Genomic DNA, 16646 nt, shown 5'->3' with positions numbered 1-16646 from the left:
CCGCGTCCTCAAAGGCGCTGGCCACGTCATGCAGAGGGAAAGACGTTACAGATTGGCCCACTCGATCGGCCGGCAATCCGGCAGACCGTGTTCATCCCAAGGCACCACCGCCGGACCGCTCAGCAACGGCCGCATATAATCCATGAACGCCGGCGTCACCCACAAATTGTCGGCATCGACGAACTCCGGCGGCATGCGCCGTTCGCGATCGCCGATATCCGCCAAGGGCACCGGCACCACTTCCCACGACGGCGTGACGGTCGGCCGGCGCGAAAAAGCGGTCATGACCCCCTGGTGGGTGTTGACGATCCATTCCACCGCGGTGCTGCCCGCCTGATGCGCCATGCGCAGATCCACCGCGGAGGCCAAGTGGCGCGCCGCGCGCTGCGGACAGTCAACCTGCGCCACGTGGCTCTTCATATCCAGCTCGCGTTTGATCAGTCCGGCAAGCCAGGTGCCGACGCCGCCCAACTGCTCATGCCCGTAGACTGCATCGTGGTGGGACTCCGCCAGCGGCTTGCCGTCGGGCCCTTCCAGTCCTTCCGCCACGGCGATGGCGCAGTGACCGCGTTCATCCAGGCTCTGGCTGACCTTCTTCAGGAAGAGATCGGCATCGAAAGCCATTTCCGGCACCAGCACCACCTGCGGCGCGTCGCCGACGTATTGCGCGGCGGCGGCGGTGCCCGCCGCCAGCCAGCCGGTGTGCCGCCCCATGGTTTCCATGATGAAAATACGGCGCTGCGCCATGCTGGCCATGTCCACCGCCACCTCGCGCATTTGCGTGGCGAGAAAACGGGCGGCCGACGGAAAGCCCGGGCTGAAATCGGTTCCCATCAAGTCGTTGTCGATGGTCTTGGGGATGCCGATCACCCGCAGCGGATAGCCGGTATGCTGCTCGAACTCGGTCAGGCGCGCGGCGCAGCCGATGCTGCCGTTGCCGCCGTTGATCAATAGGTGATGAATATTGTGGCGCGCCAGCACGTCGCGCACCGCCAGCCACTCTTGCGGCGCCTCTTCCCACGTCGGCAGCATGTGCCGGCTGACGCCGAAACTGGCCCCGGGCAAGGTGGACAAACGGGCGACCTCGGCATCGGTGGCGCGCGTGGTATCGACCAGCTCGCCTTTGACCAGGCCCGCCAGCCCGTCACGCGCGGCGTACAGCGGCAGGTCCAGGCGTCGGGCGGCCTCGATCGCGCCCTGTGCCGAAGCGTTAAGCACGGCGGTCGGGCCGCCGGATTGCAGGTACAGCAGAGGTGTGGCCGTCATGTTGGTCGTTTCCCGCAGCTAGATATCGTCATGGGCGGTTTACCATGAGCCATGGTAAATGTGTATGCACCATTTCAGCACACCGCCGCGCGCCAAGCCACTCATCCATGCAGGCAATCTTTGACGCCGGACAAGAAAACACCCCGCGCACAGGCGGGGCATTTTCTTGCTGCATGGACAAAGAGTCGTAGGGAGCAATCGCCGCGCAACGCGCGGCATTGCGCCAACGCCGCTAACCAAGACGGAACTGCTTCAGGATCGTCAACTGCTCCGCCGATACCCGTTGCAGGTCCTGTACCGTCTGCGCCGTCAGGGCGGCGCTATCGCTCACCCGGCCGGCCATATCGGCGATATTGGCAATTTGCGTGGCAATGCCTTGTGTGGCGCTGCGCTGGTGATCGAGCGCCGACGCGATGCTGGAAACCGAATCCGCCGCGCTGCTGGAGGCCTGGCCGATCGCCTTGATCGACTGGTCGGCTTGATCGGCGCGCTCCACGCCGCCGGCCACCCGTTGCTCCGCTTCGTGCATCTGCTTGACCGCCTGTTGCGAGGCCGCTTCCATCGCGTCGAGGTTTTCGCCGATTTCGCGTGTCGAGGCCGCCGTGCGCTCGGCGAGCTTGCGCACCTCGTCGGCCACCACCGCGAAACCGCGCCCCGCCTCGCCCGCGCGGGCGGCTTCGATGGCGGCGTTGAGCGCCAGCAGGTTGGTTTGGTCCGCCACTTCGCGGATCACCTGCACCACGCCGGTGATGCGCGCGCTTTGCGTGCTCAAGTTGACGATGGCGTCGGAGGTATTGGCCACCACATTGGAAATCTGGCGAATATCCTCGATGGTATGTGAAATCGTCGTCGACCCCGACTGCGCCAGCGCGCTGTTCTCATAGGATTGCGCCTGCACTTGCAACGTCTGGTCGGCGATCAAGCTGGTGCTGTTCGCGACCTCCTCCACCCGTCCGGCCACATCCTTCGAACTGCTGCGCTGTTCGGAGACGGCGTGCAGGATATTGTCCGCCGCCACATTCACCTGGCCTGAATACTCGACCACCGACAGCGCGCTGGCGGTGCAATCACGCAGGTCTTTTTGCAAATGATCCAGTAACTCGTTGAAGGCCGCGGCGGTCTGGCCGATTTCATCCTGGCCGGACAACGGCGCGCGCAAAGTGAAATCCCGCCGCAGGCTCACTTCGCGCATGGTGTGGCGCATCGCGCCCAACGACTGCAACAGCTGTTTTGCCAGCATCGATAGCCCGGCGATGATCACCGCCGTGGCCGCCAACAGCGCCAAGCCCATGAACAGATACACCCGCTGCTGTGCCGCGAGCGCCGCCGAACGCACCGTTTCGGTGTCTTGGGCCACTTGGGAGATGAATTGCTCAAGCTGCGCCTGAAACGGCACGAAGCCGGAATGGTACAGCACCGTCACTTGCTCGTTGGCGCTTTTGGCGTCGTGCGCCGCCAACGCAATCAATGCCTGCGAGTGGGCATCGTAATCCTTCCATTGCGCCGTCAGATGGGTAAAGACCTGCGAACGCTCAGGCGTATCGAGCAAATCCTGCACACGGGCGGACCAGCGATCGATATTCTGCTCGGCGTCGGAGAAGATTTTTTTGGTGTCGCTGCTGGTCGGATCGAGCTCGATGGTCGACAGCGCGCTGCCCTTGATCTCCGTCACGCCTTGGATGACCACCTGCTTGTGATACACCGTGTCCGCCAGCTGGGACAGCATGCCGAGCCCCCACAGCATCACCCAAAGACTGCCGCCCAGCGCCAGCAGGATGATGCCGGCAAACATCTGCATGCGTCGCTTGATTGTCGTCATGGCATCCCCAGCCGGCGCGTCGCGAACGAGCGTTCGGCGCGCAAATTGTGCGTTGTTTTACTTTGTCATAGCTAAGCCCCAAATCAGAGTCAATTCCGATAATGAAGGCCGCGGCAATCCGCAAAGTTCCCACATCCGCCATGGCGATACCCCGGCAGTATGGCCAGTCCAGCCCCCCGTCCTGCGACGCCGACGCTCTGGCGCGGCGGATTGATTTACCGGCCATCGCGCCTGTCGCTGGCGCTCAGCGGCCGTGCGTTCTTCCGCCTTTGGGCCAGGCCGGCCAAACAAGAACAAGTGCATATATTTGTCACGCAAACAACGCACAAGGCATTTTCAAGCGCCGTTTGCCGCTGGCAGACGCCAGCGCCGATCTACTCATTGACGAGGGCAGCATGCCGATGAAACGAACACTTTTGCGCAGCCTGACAGGCGGGGCGCGCCTACTCGCGCTGGCGCTTTGCCTTTCCCCCGCCCTGGCGCAGCCGGCCGCGCCGATGGCGCATGCCAAGGCCGACCAACCCTATCAGGACAATACCGTCTACGGCTTTGGCGCCGGCGACAGCCTTCCCGCCGCGCAAGTCAGCGAAGGCGCGGCCATCACCCATGGCAAGGTATGGATACACGGCTTTCCCATCGCCTACACCGCCACCACCGGCCACTTGACCGCCGCCAATCCGCAGACCGGCCAGCCGGAAGCGACCGTGTTCTACGTCGCCTACACCGCCGATGGCTACCAGCCCGAAAAACGCCCGGTGACGTTCTTCTACAATGGCGGTCCGGGGTCGTCGTCCATCTGGCTGCACCTGGGCTCCTTCGCCCCCAAGCGCATCGTCACCGGCGACCCGGCCACGACCGAGAAGCAGCCGTTCCCGTTCGTCAACAACAAGCAAAGCCTGCTCGACACCAGCGACCTGGTGTTCATCGACGCGGTGGGCACCGGTTTCTCCGAAGCGATCAGCCCCAACACCAACCAGACCTTCTGGGGCGTGGATGCCGACGCGGGCGTGTTCCGCGACTTCATCACCCGTTATGTGCAGGTCAACCGGCGCGCCACCTCGCCCAAGTATCTGTTCGGCGAATCCTATGGCACGCCGCGCACCGACGTGCTGGCCAACTTGCTGGAGATGGGCGGCATTCCGCTGACCGGCGTCATGCTGCAGTCGTCCATCCTCAACTACAACGCGAACGGCGATATGAACAACGGCTCGTTCGGCGGCTTCATCCCGTCGTACGCGGCCACCGGGGCGTTCTTCAAGATGGTCACGCCGCCGCCGGCGACGCTGCCGCCATTCCTCGACCATGCGCGCGCGCTGGTGGCGGGCCAGTTCGAACCGGCGCTCAGGGCCTATCAAACGTCGCAGACGCCGCCGCCGGCCAGCTTGCTGACGCAGCTCTACATGAATACCGGCTATCCGGCGGCACAGTGGCAGACCACGTTCAATCTGGACGAAACCACCTTCCGTTCCAATCTGGTCCCCGGTTACCTGCTCGGCCGCTACGACGCCCGCGTCATTGCCGCCAATGGCAGCCCGCTCGCCGCCGACGGCGATCCGTCCGATACGCTGATTTCGCAGCCGTTCGCCGACCGCATGAACGACTATCTGCCCCACACCCTGAAGTACACCGCGGTGTCGGCCTATAACGTGGTCAACAACGACACCATCAACGACTGGGTATGGACCCACGACGGCCTGCCCATGCCGGACACGATTCCCGATCTGGCCTCGGCGCTGTTCCTGAACCCCAAGCTCAAGGTGCTGTCGCTCAACGGCTACCACGACCTGGCCACGCCGTTTTACGTCACCGAGCAGGATCTGGGACGGCTCGGTACCGTCGCCAACGTCCAGATCACCCACTACCCGGGCGGGCACATGATTTATCTCTACGACCCGTCGCGCAAACCGATGAAGCATGACCTGGTCAAATTTTATGAACGCACGATGTGACGCTCACCCCACGGGAACCACTATGAAACCTTACACACCGTACACCTTGCTGATCGCCCTACTGATCGCCACGTTGGTAGGCATGGCCTGGATGCAAAGCGCGCACGCCGCGCCGATGCCCGCCTCGCGCGCGGGCCTGGCCGAACTGGGCGATCCTTATGTGCCGCCGCGGGTCAAAGCGCGGGCGCGCGCCAAGGGCGTGGCGCCGATGACGACCGGCGCCACGCTGCAGGCGCAAGCATTGGGAAAACTGCAGAAGAAATTCAACGAGGCGGACAGCGACCACAGCGGCCGCGTCAGCAAAGCCCAAGCGCAACGGGCCGGATTCGGCTATATGGTCAACCACTTCGACGCCATCGACACGCACCATCGCGGCAGCGTCTCGTTCGACGAACTCAAGACCTATCTGCGCGCCAGCGGCGCCAAGTTCTAACCCGGCGCTAACGAGCGCACCCTACGTCATCTCGTAGGGTGCGCTCGCCGCCGTCATTGCGGCGGATGTTCCGGCGCGGGCAGCACGCCTTGACTGAGCAGATGCAGCACGATCCAGCCCACCGCCACGAGACCGACCACCGCCACGACGCCGATCAGCCACCGCCAATGACGCGGCAGACGATTGTCCTGGCGCGGTTTGGCGCTCCGCGGCGCACGGCGCTCGACCGGCGCCTCATGAACGACGGCGGGCACGACCATCGGCGCCGCCGTCACGATCGGCTCGGCAGCCGGCGCGGGCGGCGCCTCGCCCAAGGGCAGCGCCTCGGCCGACGTTTCGGTCAACCGGGCGGCGCCGGCCAGGCGCAGGCCCATGCCGTCGAACCAACCGAGCGCGGGCGGCGCGGTCAGCAACACGCGCTGGCGACACACGATGCGCGCCTGCAGCGGCGCGTAGATCGCACACAACAGCGGCGCCACCACCGACAAAGCCGGCACTTGCGCGGCGACCCAGTCGGCAACAATCGGATCGGAGACGATCAACTGCCCGGCGAGCCACCCCAACAACACGCTGCCGGCCGGCACCAGAATCGGGTAATGGCGCAGCTGGCGGCCGATGAACAGACTGCCGTACATCAATAACGGAACGCTCAGCGCTAGCCCGGCCAGCAAATACCCCCATTGTCCCTGCGCCACGGCGGCCAGCGCGATCACATTATCCAGGCTCAGCATCAGGTCGGCGCCGACGATCATCATCACCGCGCCGCCCAGGGCTTGGGCGGCGGCGCGCGCCGACGGTCCGCCCTCCTCCGGCGAGGCCTCGTCGCCCAGCAGCAGCTTGACGGCGATCACCAGCAACAGCAGGCCGCCGGCCATCTTCAACAGCGGCACTTGCAGCAGAAACCCCGCGAGCGCGGTCAAGACAAACCGCAGCCCCACGGCGAGCCCGGTGCCGAGCACCACCGCGCGCCGGCGCAGGCGGTCGGGCAATGCGCGACACGCCAGCGCGATGATCAGCGCGTTGTCTCCGCTAAGCAGCAGGTCGAGCAGAACGATTTGCACAGTCAAGCCGAAATGGCTGGCGACGCTGTCAGGCGGCATGCGCGCGGACTCCTTGCATCAAGCGGACGGCCCTCATCCCAGCGCGCCCTGAATACCGGTATACAACCCCAGGCAGGCGGTGGCGGCGAACAGCAATCCGACCGTCACGGCGCCGGCGCCGCGCAGCCGATGCGCCGCCGGCAGCTCGCGCCACGCAAGCCAAAACAGGAACCCCAGCACCACCGGCAACAGCAGGGCATTGACCACGCCGGTGGCCAGCATCAGTCGCACCAGATTGACGCCCGAGCCGACCAGGAGCCCGCCGACGATCAGCATCAACGCAAACGCGCCATAGAACCAAGGCGCCTCGAACGGATGCAGCGCCAGCGAATGGCGCTTGCCGGTCACTTCGCCCACCGCCCAGGCGGTGGCGAGACAGACGACGATGGTGGCGACCAGCGCGCCGCCCGACAACGCCATGGCGAACAGCACCACCCCAGTCTGCCGGCCCAGCACGGCGGTAAAGGCTTCCGCGATCTGCGGCACGCTGTCGAGCAGCATGCCGCCGCCGCGGCTGCCGAACGCGGCGGCGGCGGCGATGAGCACGGACGCGGTCACCACCTGGCATAGCGCGGCGCCGATCAACGTATCCAGGCGCGCCGCCTTGAGCTGATCCTGCCCCAGGCCTTTGTCGATCAGCGCCGACTGTTGGTAGAACACCGTCCACGGCATGATGCTGGTCCCCAGGTTGGCGGCCAGCAGGTACAGATAATCGCGATTGCCGAACGGCATCTCCGTCAATTGGCGCCGCACTTGCGACCAATCGGGATGGGCATGCCAGGCAACCACCAGGAAGGCGAGCTCAAACGCGCCGATCGCCAGCGCGCCGCGCTCGACCGACTGATAGCTGCCGGTGCACACCATGAACAGAATCAGCGCGCAGACGGCCACAATGGTTTTCCACGGGGCAATGCCGAACAGCTGTCCCGCGCCGGTGAGGCCGCTGATTTCGGTCACCAGCGCGCCGAAACAGCTGATGATCAACGTGGCCATGGCAACCAGCGCCATCCAACGGCCGAAACGCTGGCGCACCAGCTCGCCGTAGCCCTTGCCCGTGCACAGTGCCAAGCGCACGGTCAGTTCCTGCACCACATAGAGCAGCGGAATGATCAGAAACTGCAGCAACAGCAGGCGATACCCCCACTGGGCGCCACTTTGCGCCGCGGTGATCACGCTGCCGGCGTCGGTGTCGGCCAGCATCACCACGAGCCCGGGGCCGAACACCGTCGCCGCGCGCCGCAGGCGCGCCAGGGCCGGGCTTGCGGCCATCAAGGCTTCACTCCCGGCGGGCCGTCCTTGAAGTCGTGCATGAAGGCGCTGTCCGGCGCCAGGATGACCGTGGCGTTGGTGTCCGCCAAGCTTTGCTTGTAGGTCTGCATCGAGCGATAGAATTTGTAGAACTTCGGATCGCGTCCGAACGCCTTGCCCAAAATCGCGTTGGCCTCGGCGTCGGCTTCGCCGTGGATGATGGCGCTTTGCCGCTGCGCCTCGGACAGGATCACGGTTTTTTCGCTGTCGGCCTTGGCCTGGATCTGCTGCGCCCATTCCGCGCCCTGCGCGCGCAGCTCCTTCGCTTCTTGCTGCCGCTCGGACACCATGCGGTCGTAGATCGCCTGGCTGGTCTCCAGCGGCAGATCGGCGCGGTGCAGCCGCACCTCGCGTACGTCGATGCCCAGCGGCCGCGCACGCACGGCCACTTCGCTCGCCACTTGCTCCAAGATGCGCGCGCGGTCGTCCGACAGCAGCGAACGGATCATGGCCTTGCCCAATTCACGCCGCAGCGTGGTGCTCACCAGCTGGGTCAGTTGCGCCCGCGCCTGCTCCTCGGTATGGACGGTTTGATAAAACCGCAGCGGATCGACGATGCGATAACGGGTGTAGGTTTCCACCTCCAGCCGCTTCTCGTCGCCCAGGATCAATTCTTCCGGCGCCGGCGCCAACGTTTGCAGCCGCGCGTCGAAATACTGCACGCTGTCGATCAGCGGCCATTTCAGCTTCAAGCCCGGCTGTTCGTCGACGTCGATCGGCGCGCCCATGCGGATGACCAGCGCCTTCTGTCCCTCGGGCAGCGTATAGACGGCGGATGCCGCCAACCAGATGGCGGCCACGGCGACAAGCAAGCCAACGCCTCGTACATGCTGTCGCATCAGTGGCCCTCCTTCGCGGCTGCCTTGCCTTTTTCCTTGTCCTGCAACTGCAGGTAGGGCACCACGCCGGTGCCATTCTTGCCGCTGGCGTCGATCACCACTTTGCCGGCCTTCTTCAGCACTTCGTCCACACTTTCCAGATAGAGGCGCCACGCGGTCACGTCGCGCGCCTTCAGATAGCTTTGATAGACCGCGTCGAAACGCTGCGCCTCGCCCTGGGCCAGGTTGACCACCTGGCTCTTGTAAGCGTTGGCTTCCTGCAAGATCCGGTCGGCTTCGCCGCGCGCCTTGGGCAGCACGTCGTTGCTATAGGCTTGCGCCTCGTTGCGGGCGCGCTCTTGATCGGCGCGGGCGCGCTGCACGTCGTTGAACGCGTCGATCACCGCCGAGGGCGGATCGACGCGCTGCAATTGCACCTGGGTCACCCAGATACCGGCCTGCTCCTGGTCCAGCCATTGCTGCAGCAGGGCGAGCGTGGCGTCGGCGACCTGCTGGCGGCGGTTGGCCATGGCGGCCTGGATGGGCGTACGGGAAATCACGTCGCGTAGCGCGCTCTCGGCGGCCACGCGCAAGGCGGTTTCAGGATCCTTGACCCGGAACAGAAACTGCCCGGCGTCCTTGATGCGCCAATACACCGTGCAATCGGTCTCGACGATGTTCTCGTCGCCGGTCAGCATTTGCTTCTGACGCGGATCGGCGTTGTCGTTGGGCATCCCCTCGTACCAGTTGGCCAACTGGATCTGGTTGATCTGAGTAACGCTCGGCACGGTCACCGACTCGACCGGCCAGGGCCAGTGGTAATGCAGACCGGGCGTGGTGGTCTCCACCCAGCGGCCGAAACGGATCACCACGCCTTGTTGATCGGGCTCGACGCGGTAGATGCCGCTGAGCACCCAGCCGGCGAACACCAGCATGAGCACCAGCCGCAGCCCTTGGCCGCCCAGGCCTAAGAGTTGCGACCAATAAACGCAGCGTGCGCGCAGCGCATGCCACGGAGACGTCCGCGGTTGTGTGTTTTGTTGTTCTGACATGGCTTCATCACGCCGGCAAGAGAATGCGGAAGGACAATATCATAACGAATACCCGGTTGCCGTCTGTAACAAAGTGACAAAAAGATGAGAAAAATCATATTTTCGCCACCCGCCATGCCGACGCGCTCAATTCACGCTCGTCTTAACCTTGGCTTCAGATAAGAAATCTATAGTGAGTTCAAAGGCTTACGATACAAACAATTTTTCTAAAGTTTTCTGCGGTTTTGCCGATAAACGTCGTTGAGCGGGCTTATACGCTCTGTTTGACAGCAGCCGATTGCACTCACTCAAGGAGATTTCCATGTCCATTAGCCCCATCACGCCGCAGGTGAACAGCACCTCCGTGCTGCAGCAAACCGTCCAGACCGCACAGGCCGGCCAGACCGAGAAGGCCGGCGAAACGACGCAAGCCGCCAGCCAAAGCACCGCCGCGGCCACCACCAATCAACCGGTGGTCGACAAGGTCACCATCAGCAGCGCCGGACAATCGGCGCTGAAGGAAGCGACCGAAACCGCGGCGCAAACCGCGGCCGAAGCGCGCCACGGCGACCGCCAAGCGCAGAAACTGCAAGCCAAACACGCCGCCCAGGCCAGCGCCAAGGCGGGTTGATGGCACTTGACGCAAAAAGGCCGCCCCGGCAGGGAGCGGCTTTTTTTTATGACGATCACTCGGCATCGAACCCGTAGGCCCGCTCGACCCGGCATATGCGCGTGCGATAGGCCGCGTACCATTTTTCGCGTCCTTGCCGCTGCGCGAGCAGATGCTCGGCGTCGGCCTTCCAGCGCTGAATATCCTCCAGCCGCGCCCAATACGACACCGTGATGCCACAGCCCTGCGCATCGCGCACGCTCTCCACGCCGAGAAATCCCGGCGACGCCTCGGCGAGCGCGCTCATGCGCTGCGACATCGCCTCGTAGCCCTCGTCACCCGACTGGCGCAGGCTGGTGAAAATCACCGCGTAATAAGGCGGCGCCGGCGGATTGGCAAATAAAGCGTCCATCATGTCGTCTCCGGTTGCGCGCGATCCGGTTGCGCGCGATGCAGAAACACAGTCAACGTGTCCTTGGGCGGCGTCACGCCGGCTGCAGCCAAAATGCGCCCGACCATGCCGCGGTGGTTGCTGCTGTGGGTCGCCAGATGCGCCAGCATCTCGCCGCGCGTCATCGCGCCCGGCTTGCCGTCGGTAAAGACGAAGTCCAGCCGTTCATCCAACGCCGCCGGCGCGAGGCCGGCCAGATAATCGGCAAACCAGTGTTCGCTGGCGCGCTGCGCCTGCAAGAGATCGTCGAGCCGCGGCGTGTCCGGCGTGTTGAGCGCGCGATAATCGTGGCTGTGCCCCAGCAAGTTGGCCTGAAAAATTTGCTCCACCAGCCAGACGTGATTGAGAAGACGCACCGCCGTGACGAAATCGGCGGGCGCGAGCCGCGCCTCGTTCGCCGCCAGCGCGGCGAATAGATTGTCGTTGGCCCAGGCTTTATAGCGCCATAAGGTCTGCAGCAGCGTCAGCATCGTCGATCTCCTTGGGAAAGCGCTCAGTGTATTAAATCTGCAGAGCGCATTAATCCATGTTAACGGAAATCGATTCATGAAATAAAATCAGCAATATGGTCACCACCCAAACCGCCGAATTGCTTGCCGTGCTGCAACTGCGACAGAGCGGCAGCTTTACCCGCGCCGCCGACACGCTGGGACTCACGCCGTCGGCGCTGTCCAAGACCGTCGACCGGCTGGAAAAACGGCTCGGCACACGGTTATTCGAACGCAGCACCCGGCGCGTCGTCGCCACGGCGGACGGCGAACGCTTCATCGCCCACGCGCGGCGCATCATCGACGACTTGGCCGAGGCCGAGGCCGATCTGCGCGCCGGACGCAACGCGCCGCACGGCACCTTGCGCATCACCGTGGGCACGGCGTTCGGCAATCAGCTGCTCTTGCCCGTTCTGCCGGATTTCTTGGCGCAATATCCCGAAGTGCGGTTGGACGTGTCGGTGACCGACCGGCTGGTCGACGTCGCCGGCGCGGGTTACGACCTGGCGCTGCGGCTCGGACCGCTCGGCGCGGCCGACCGGCTAGTGGCGCGGCCGCTCGCCATCATGCCGCGCAAGGTCTGCGCCGCCCCCGCCTATTTGCGCCGGCACGGCACGCCCGCCCACCCGGCCGACCTGGCGCGCCATCAATGCCTGTCCGTGGCCGAGAGCGAAAACGCCGATCAATGGCCGTTCATGATCGACGGCCAGCCGCAATGGATCGGCGTCAGCGCGCGCGTGGCCGTCGACAGCGCCGAGTCGCTGCTGAGCCTGGCATTGGCCGGCGGCGGCATCGTCCGCCAATCCGCTTTTCTACTGCAGCCGGCGCTCGACGACGGCCGCTTGATCGAGATCCTGCAGCCCTGGCGCGCCAACGACACCCTGCCGCTCACCGCGCTCTTCCCCGCCGGCCGCCAGCATCAGGCCAAACTCGCCGCCATGCTGGACTTTCTGGCGGCGCGCTTTGGCGGTGAGCGCGCGGCCGTGCGCCCCACGGATCACAAGAGGTAGAGCTTCAGGCCCAGCGTCACGCCCGAGCGGTACAAGCCGCCGAACTCGCTGCCCGCGCCGCCCTCGCCCAGCGTCAGCATGGCGAAGCCCGACAGCCGCGCTTGCAGCCGTTTCTCGCCGTACAGCACCCACCCGGTGCTGCGGTCGTCCAGGTTACGGCGCCATTCCAGCCGCCAATAACGCGCCAGCGCCTGCGGATTGCTCTGTACGCTCGCCCACAGGTAATGGCGGTTGAGCAGCGAGGGCGGCGCGGCCTGCAGCAACGGCGAGATATCGCCCGTCGTGCTGAGGCCGGCGCCGTTGAACAGGTACTCCGCCGACAGAATATGCCCGCCCTCGGCGGTATAGCTCGCGCCGGTCAGCCAGCGCCCCACGTCATCGGCGCCGCCGCGTTGCAGCGACGCCTCGCCGTAGAATAGCCAGGCGTCGTTCAGGCTCCACTGGGCGAATCCGCCCCAAAACGGCCCTTGATGCTGCGCGCTCGCCTGGCTGGCGATCAGACTGTAGAGCCCGTCGTCGGTCTGACGGTCCGCCTTGAAAAGCCAGGTATCGCGCTGACGCGGCGCGGCGACGGTGCGGGTATCGCCGACGTAAACCGAACTCCAGCGCCAGCCGCCGTCGCTGACCGTCCAGCGCGCCAGGTCGATGCCGGGCGTATCCGCCAGCGGGTCGGTCCGGCCGCTGTCGAAATAGAACGGATTGCTGGGCGAACGGAACTGGGCCGGCCCCCAACTCAGCAGCTCCCGCCCCACCACCCATTGATCGCTGCCGCTGGCCCAGCTGGCGAAACCTTGGTTGAGGCGGAGCCGATCGGTGTTCTGACAGTCCGCGCCCGCGGGCGGGCAAGCGCGCTGCCCGGTGAATCGCGGCGCCAGCATGAGGCGCAGCCCGTCATGGCGCGCGGACAGATCCAGCCGGCCTTCGGCGTTATCCTGCCAGCGCGGCAGCGGCAACGGCTGGGTCAGCCGGTAAACGCCGGCATACAGCCAGGATTCCAGCACGGCATCGTGCGTCCAGCCGTCATCGTCGTCGGCGCGCGCCGTAGCCGTCAGCGCCAGCCACAGCGTCAGCGTCCCGGCAAGGCGCTTAAAGGTTGTCCGGCTGGAATTCGGCATCGGCAAACGCCTTGACGCGCAGCTTGCTGTATTTCAGCGTGGTGCGGGCGTCGGTCAAGGCATCGTCGATCTGCATGGCGCTGACGAAGGCGATGCGCTGGTCGCCCGCCTGGACGGTGTTGTCGTACTGGAAGGTCGCCGATTTGAGCAGCTTGCCCGACAGGCTGAAAAACTGGGCGCGCACGCCCACCAAGCGCGCAGCCGACACCCAATAGACGATCTTGTCGTAGGTGCTCTGCTTGTTGGCGCTCTTCAGGTCCAGCACGTAGCAAGGCTCGCCGTCGACCGCCTCTTCGCGCAGCAAGGTGGCGCGATAGTCTTTGGCGTAATTGGTGGCGGCGATATCGCCGATCGCCGCCTCGCCGGTCAGCCGCAACCGCGGTGAGATCGCCACCGGCTTTTTCAGGCCGGGTTTCATCAGCCACATATTGCGGTCCACTTGCAGCATTTTCGAACCGCGGTTGCTTTGCGGCTCGATCACCTCGGCCAGGCTCGCAACGCGCGTGGCGCTGACCGCCACCCGCATCGGCGGCTCGCCGTCGCTGCCGCTGCCGGTGTTGACGAGCCGCACCTCCCAGGCCAAGCCGGGCAGATCGCCGCCGCGCGCCAGATCGGAACGCCGCAACAGCGTCTGCGCGTCCGGCGCCGCCAACACGCTCCCCGCGCCCGCCAGCAACAGGCCGGCCAACAGCATCGTCACCCCTCTCACGCCCTCACCGCCTTTCCCATGAATGCTCAGCTATGCGCCAGCGACACCGTGATCATCTGCCGCGCCGCCTTGCGCGCCGGCAGCCATGCCGCCGCCACACTCAGCGTGCCCAACAGCAGCATGGCGAGCACCGTCCGCAGCGGGTCGAAATCGATGAACAGCGGCACATGCACGCTGTTGCCCGGCGGCACGTACTGGATGCCGGCGGCGTTGACCGCTTGGCTCGCCAGCCAAAACAGCAAGAGCCCGAGCAGGCAGCCCAGCCACACCGCCAGGCAGGCCTCGATGACGAACAGCCGCACCACCCGGCCGCGCCGGTAGCCCATTGCCCGCAGCGTACCGATCTCGCGCGTGCGCTCCAGCACGCTCATGCTCATCGAATTGGCGATGGAGAGCACCACGATTGCCAGCACGATGGCCAACAACAGCGTGAAGATCAGGTCGTAAATGTTCTTGACCTGCTTGTAGTACAACGACATGTCTTGCCAGGTGCGCACTTCCAGATCCAAGCCGGCGGCCTTGAAATCCGCCGCCAACCGATCGCGCATGGCCGCGGTGCGGCGCGCGTCCGGGGGCGGCGTGGTCAGCATGGCCAGCAAGCCGCGGTCAAGCCGGCCACCGGCCGTTGCCGGCGTATTGACCAACACCGTCAGCCACTCAGCTTGTTGGCCGATATCCTTCAGCATGCGGCTCAACGCCAGCGGCACCAGCAGGAACTTGTCGTTGGTAGCGGTATTGCCGGTATTGATCACGTCGTTCACCTCGACATCGGCGGCGTTGGCCTGGCCATGAATGGTGCTGACCAGCAGCGACGCATCGCTGCCGCGCTGCAGGCCCAGCACCCCGGCCAGCGCCTCGCCCACCGCCACGCCGTCGGGCTTGTCGACCGACAAATTGCGGTACACGCCGGAGAGCGGCCCCAGCACCAGGCGCAGATCGCGCGGGTCGATGCCTTCGGCGATGAAGATGGTGCCGTTGCGGCCATTGGCGATCATGCCGTCGAGCGCCATGCGCGGCAGCACATGCCCCTGCGGCAGACGCTTTTTCACGATGGCGTCGACCCGCGCAATCTCCGCCGGACTCAGCAGATACCGCCCCGGGTCCAACTTGCCCGCGGTGCGCCAGCCGCGCTTTTCGACCGTCAGATGGCCGATCATTTCGCCGTGGATCGACAGGTTGGCCAAGCCGACGTAGATGGTCTGGGTATAACCGGCGAACAGCGCCAGCGCGGCGATGCCGAAGGCGATCGACAACAGCGTCACCAGGCTGCGGCGGCGATTGCGCAACAAGTTGCGCCAAGCCAGCACGATGGGGTTCATGACGGCAGCCCCGCGCCGACGGTGTCCTGATGAATCTGGCCATCGCGCAATTCCAGATGGCGGCTGACGCGCGCCAGCAGGCGCGGATCGTGGGTGGAGAGCACAAAGGTCACGCGGGTTTTCTGATTGAGCGTGTGCATCAGATCGATCACCTCGCAACTGGTCTGCGAGTCGAGATTGGCGGTCGGCTCGTCGGCGATGATCAGCGATGGCTCGGTCACCATCGCCCGCGCGATGGCCACGCGCTGACGCTGGCCGCCGCTGAGTTTTTCCGGCGGATGGTCGACGAAGCCGTCCAGCCCCACCTTGCGCAACCATTGCTCTGCGCGGCCGCGCGCCTCGGCCTTGCCCACGCCCTGGTTGTAGAGCGGCAGCATCACGTTCTCCAGCGCCGTGAGCACGGGGATCAGATTGAAGTTTTGAAACACGAAGCCAATTTCACTGCTGCGGTAGTCGGATAGCGCGTTGTCGTCCAAGCGGTCGACCGGGCGGCCGCGAAACAGCACCCGGCCGTAGCTGGGCGCGTCGATCAGCCCGAGCAGGTTGAGTAGCGTCGACTTGCCGGAGCCGGACGGACCCCAGATCGCCAAAAAATCGCCGGGCAGCACCGACAGCGTCACGTGCCGCAATGCCTCGATGCGGGTTTCACCCAGCTGGAAAAAACGCCCCGCATCATGCAACGCCACGATGGGCTCGGCGCGCGCCGGGGAGACGGCTGCGTTCATGCGCCCCTCTTTATGCAAAGTAAATTCATTTCGATATTTAAAATGAATTTATCATTGCCAGGCGCCGCGCATCTGCTGGCCTTTTAGCGAGGGTGTGGGGAGTCGGGAGTCGGGAGTCGGGAGTCGGGAGTCGAATGTAGCGTGCGTTCGCGAAGCAACGCACGTCCTCGCGCCGTTTTAACTTTCAGAATTTACGGACAAGCTGCCCAATTGCCGTTTCCCGGCGGGCAAACTAATCTGGTGGGGCTTTGGGCGGATCATTGCCAAAGGCGCGGGCCCGGGGTGTTCAGACCACCGCCGAGCCCGCTAACCGCAACTCACTATACAGGAGTAAGTCATGGCTATTCACGATGTTAATGCACTTCCTTCCACCCCGACAAACCGCCGTCTGCGTCAGCAGCAGTTACTGACGCTGATTTCGGTCTTATGCGAACCGCGGCAAGCCCACCCCAACCCCGACGTGCGCCGGCTGATTTTCGATAGCCGCTTGAGTTG

At 64.9% G+C, this 16646-nt stretch carries 16 protein-coding genes; 4 read left to right on the top strand and 12 right to left on the bottom strand.

Translation table 11 applies throughout. The features are described from left to right. Positions 1-45: 45 nt before the first annotated feature. Both JOZ06_RS18080 and JOZ06_RS18075 read right to left on the bottom strand, forming a co-directional pair. Entirely contained in the window at positions 46-1266 is a 1221-nt protein-coding gene (locus JOZ06_RS18080) for a 6-phosphofructokinase (protein ID WP_293234985.1), read from the bottom strand. 232 nt (positions 1267-1498) lie between these two features. Then, complete coding sequence (locus JOZ06_RS18075) at positions 1499-3085, bottom strand: methyl-accepting chemotaxis protein (protein WP_293234983.1); 1587 nt, start codon at positions 3083-3085, stop codon at positions 1499-1501. 401 nt (positions 3086-3486) lie between these two features. On the opposite strand from JOZ06_RS18075, the gene JOZ06_RS18070 reads away from it, so the two are divergent. Both JOZ06_RS18070 and JOZ06_RS18065 read left to right on the top strand, forming a co-directional pair. After that, positions 3487-5034, top strand: a complete 1548-nt coding sequence (locus JOZ06_RS18070; protein ID WP_293234981.1) for a peptidase S1 — start codon at positions 3487-3489, stop codon at positions 5032-5034. Positions 5035-5056: 22 nt separating this feature from the next. After that, positions 5057-5467 (top strand): EF-hand domain-containing protein, encoded by a 411-nt coding sequence (locus tag JOZ06_RS18065; RefSeq protein ID WP_293234979.1) that lies wholly within the window; start codon positions 5057-5059, stop codon positions 5465-5467. 53 nt (positions 5468-5520) lie between these two features. Here the strand turns inward: JOZ06_RS18065 and JOZ06_RS18060 are convergent, their stop codons facing one another. Genes JOZ06_RS18060 through hflK form a run of 4 tightly spaced genes read right to left on the bottom strand, consistent with a single transcriptional unit; the run spans position 5521 to position 9745 of the window. Then, positions 5521-6567: a TerC family protein gene (locus JOZ06_RS18060; RefSeq protein ID WP_293234977.1), complete on the bottom strand. Its 1047-nt coding sequence runs from the start codon at positions 6565-6567 to the stop codon at positions 5521-5523. A gap of 33 nt (positions 6568-6600) precedes the next feature. Then, positions 6601-7836, bottom strand: a complete 1236-nt coding sequence (locus JOZ06_RS18055; protein ID WP_293234975.1) for an Nramp family divalent metal transporter — start codon at positions 7834-7836, stop codon at positions 6601-6603. Continuing rightward, the gene (locus JOZ06_RS18050) at positions 7836-8714 is read right to left on the bottom strand and encodes a protease modulator HflC (RefSeq protein WP_293234973.1); all 879 of its coding nucleotides are present in this window, start codon (positions 8712-8714) and stop codon (positions 7836-7838) included. Before JOZ06_RS18050 ends, JOZ06_RS18055 begins: the two co-directional genes overlap by 1 nt. Continuing rightward, entirely contained in the window at positions 8714-9745 is a 1032-nt protein-coding gene (hflK, locus tag JOZ06_RS18045) for an FtsH protease activity modulator HflK (protein ID WP_293234971.1), read from the bottom strand. Before hflK ends, JOZ06_RS18050 begins: the two co-directional genes overlap by 1 nt. 301 nt (positions 9746-10046) lie before the next feature. Here hflK and JOZ06_RS18040 point away from each other — a divergent pair, with 301 nt between their 5' ends. After that, entirely contained in the window at positions 10047-10355 is a 309-nt protein-coding gene (locus tag JOZ06_RS18040; RefSeq protein WP_293234969.1) for a hypothetical protein, read from the top strand. A 55-nt stretch (positions 10356-10410) separates the two neighbouring features. On the opposite strand, the gene JOZ06_RS18035 is transcribed toward JOZ06_RS18040, so the two are convergent. Both JOZ06_RS18035 and JOZ06_RS18030 read right to left on the bottom strand, forming a co-directional pair. Beyond that, entirely contained in the window at positions 10411-10749 is a 339-nt protein-coding gene (locus tag JOZ06_RS18035; RefSeq protein ID WP_293234967.1) for an antibiotic biosynthesis monooxygenase, read from the bottom strand. Then, on the bottom strand, positions 10746-11255 hold the full coding sequence (locus JOZ06_RS18030; RefSeq protein ID WP_293234965.1) for a DinB family protein: 510 nt from the start codon (positions 11253-11255) through the stop codon (positions 10746-10748). Before JOZ06_RS18030 ends, JOZ06_RS18035 begins: the two co-directional genes overlap by 4 nt. Before the next feature lie 95 nt (positions 11256-11350). On the opposite strand from JOZ06_RS18030, the gene JOZ06_RS18025 reads away from it, so the two are divergent. Continuing rightward, positions 11351-12283 carry a LysR family transcriptional regulator gene (locus JOZ06_RS18025; protein ID WP_293234963.1) on the top strand — a complete coding sequence of 311 codons (933 nt, stop codon included), beginning with the start codon at positions 11351-11353 and terminating at the stop codon, positions 12281-12283. Here JOZ06_RS18025 and JOZ06_RS18020 read toward each other — a convergent pair. Genes JOZ06_RS18020 through JOZ06_RS18005 form a run of 4 tightly spaced genes read right to left on the bottom strand, consistent with a single transcriptional unit; the run spans position 12271 to position 16151 of the window. Then, on the bottom strand, positions 12271-13398 hold the full coding sequence (locus JOZ06_RS18020) for a hypothetical protein (protein WP_293234961.1): 1128 nt from the start codon (positions 13396-13398) through the stop codon (positions 12271-12273). The genes JOZ06_RS18025 and JOZ06_RS18020 overlap by 13 nt on opposite strands. After that, positions 13370-14107 (bottom strand): outer membrane lipoprotein-sorting protein, encoded by a 738-nt coding sequence (locus JOZ06_RS18015; protein ID WP_293234959.1) that lies wholly within the window; start codon positions 14105-14107, stop codon positions 13370-13372. Before JOZ06_RS18015 ends, JOZ06_RS18020 begins: the two co-directional genes overlap by 29 nt. A gap of 26 nt (positions 14108-14133) precedes the next feature. Then, positions 14134-15426, bottom strand: coding sequence for an FtsX-like permease family protein (locus tag JOZ06_RS18010; RefSeq protein ID WP_293234957.1), 1293 nt, complete (start codon positions 15424-15426; stop codon positions 14134-14136). Then, the gene (locus JOZ06_RS18005; RefSeq protein WP_293234955.1) at positions 15423-16151 is read right to left on the bottom strand and encodes an ABC transporter ATP-binding protein; all 729 of its coding nucleotides are present in this window, start codon (positions 16149-16151) and stop codon (positions 15423-15425) included. Before JOZ06_RS18005 ends, JOZ06_RS18010 begins: the two co-directional genes overlap by 4 nt. Between the last annotated feature and the right edge of the window lie 495 nt (positions 16152-16646).

This window comes from Paludibacterium sp. (genome assembly GCF_019232825.1).
Classification (GTDB): domain Bacteria; phylum Pseudomonadota; class Gammaproteobacteria; order Burkholderiales; family Chromobacteriaceae; genus Paludibacterium.
The sequence above is the reverse complement of the archived record's forward strand: the minus strand, read 5'-3'. Positions and strand labels throughout refer to the sequence as shown.

Bases quoted from the DNA above. Each gene is read 5' to 3' on its own strand.
- JOZ06_RS18080 (WP_293234985.1), bottom strand. From the start codon at position 1,266: ATGACGGCCACACCTCTGCTGTACCTGCAATCCGGCGGCCCGACCGCC.
- JOZ06_RS18075 (WP_293234983.1), bottom strand. From the start codon at position 3,085: ATGACGACAATCAAGCGACGCATGCAGATGTTTGCCGGCATCATCCTG.
- JOZ06_RS18070 (WP_293234981.1), top strand. From the start codon at position 3,487: ATGAAACGAACACTTTTGCGCAGCCTGACAGGCGGGGCGCGCCTACTC.
- JOZ06_RS18065 (WP_293234979.1), top strand. From the start codon at position 5,057: ATGAAACCTTACACACCGTACACCTTGCTGATCGCCCTACTGATCGCC.
- JOZ06_RS18060 (WP_293234977.1), bottom strand. From the start codon at position 6,567: ATGCCGCCTGACAGCGTCGCCAGCCATTTCGGCTTGACTGTGCAAATC.
- JOZ06_RS18055 (WP_293234975.1), bottom strand. From the start codon at position 7,836: ATGGCCGCAAGCCCGGCCCTGGCGCGCCTGCGGCGCGCGGCGACGGTG.
- JOZ06_RS18050 (WP_293234973.1), bottom strand. From the start codon at position 8,714: ATGCGACAGCATGTACGAGGCGTTGGCTTGCTTGTCGCCGTGGCCGCC.
- hflK (WP_293234971.1), bottom strand. From the start codon at position 9,745: ATGTCAGAACAACAAAACACACAACCGCGGACGTCTCCGTGGCATGCG.
- JOZ06_RS18040 (WP_293234969.1), top strand. From the start codon at position 10,047: ATGTCCATTAGCCCCATCACGCCGCAGGTGAACAGCACCTCCGTGCTG.
- JOZ06_RS18035 (WP_293234967.1), bottom strand. From the start codon at position 10,749: ATGATGGACGCTTTATTTGCCAATCCGCCGGCGCCGCCTTATTACGCG.
- JOZ06_RS18030 (WP_293234965.1), bottom strand. From the start codon at position 11,255: ATGCTGACGCTGCTGCAGACCTTATGGCGCTATAAAGCCTGGGCCAAC.
- JOZ06_RS18025 (WP_293234963.1), top strand. From the start codon at position 11,351: ATGGTCACCACCCAAACCGCCGAATTGCTTGCCGTGCTGCAACTGCGA.
- JOZ06_RS18020 (WP_293234961.1), bottom strand. From the start codon at position 13,398: ATGCCGAATTCCAGCCGGACAACCTTTAAGCGCCTTGCCGGGACGCTG.
- JOZ06_RS18010 (WP_293234957.1), bottom strand. From the start codon at position 15,426: ATGAACCCCATCGTGCTGGCTTGGCGCAACTTGTTGCGCAATCGCCGC.
- JOZ06_RS18005 (WP_293234955.1), bottom strand. From the start codon at position 16,151: ATGAACGCAGCCGTCTCCCCGGCGCGCGCCGAGCCCATCGTGGCGTTG.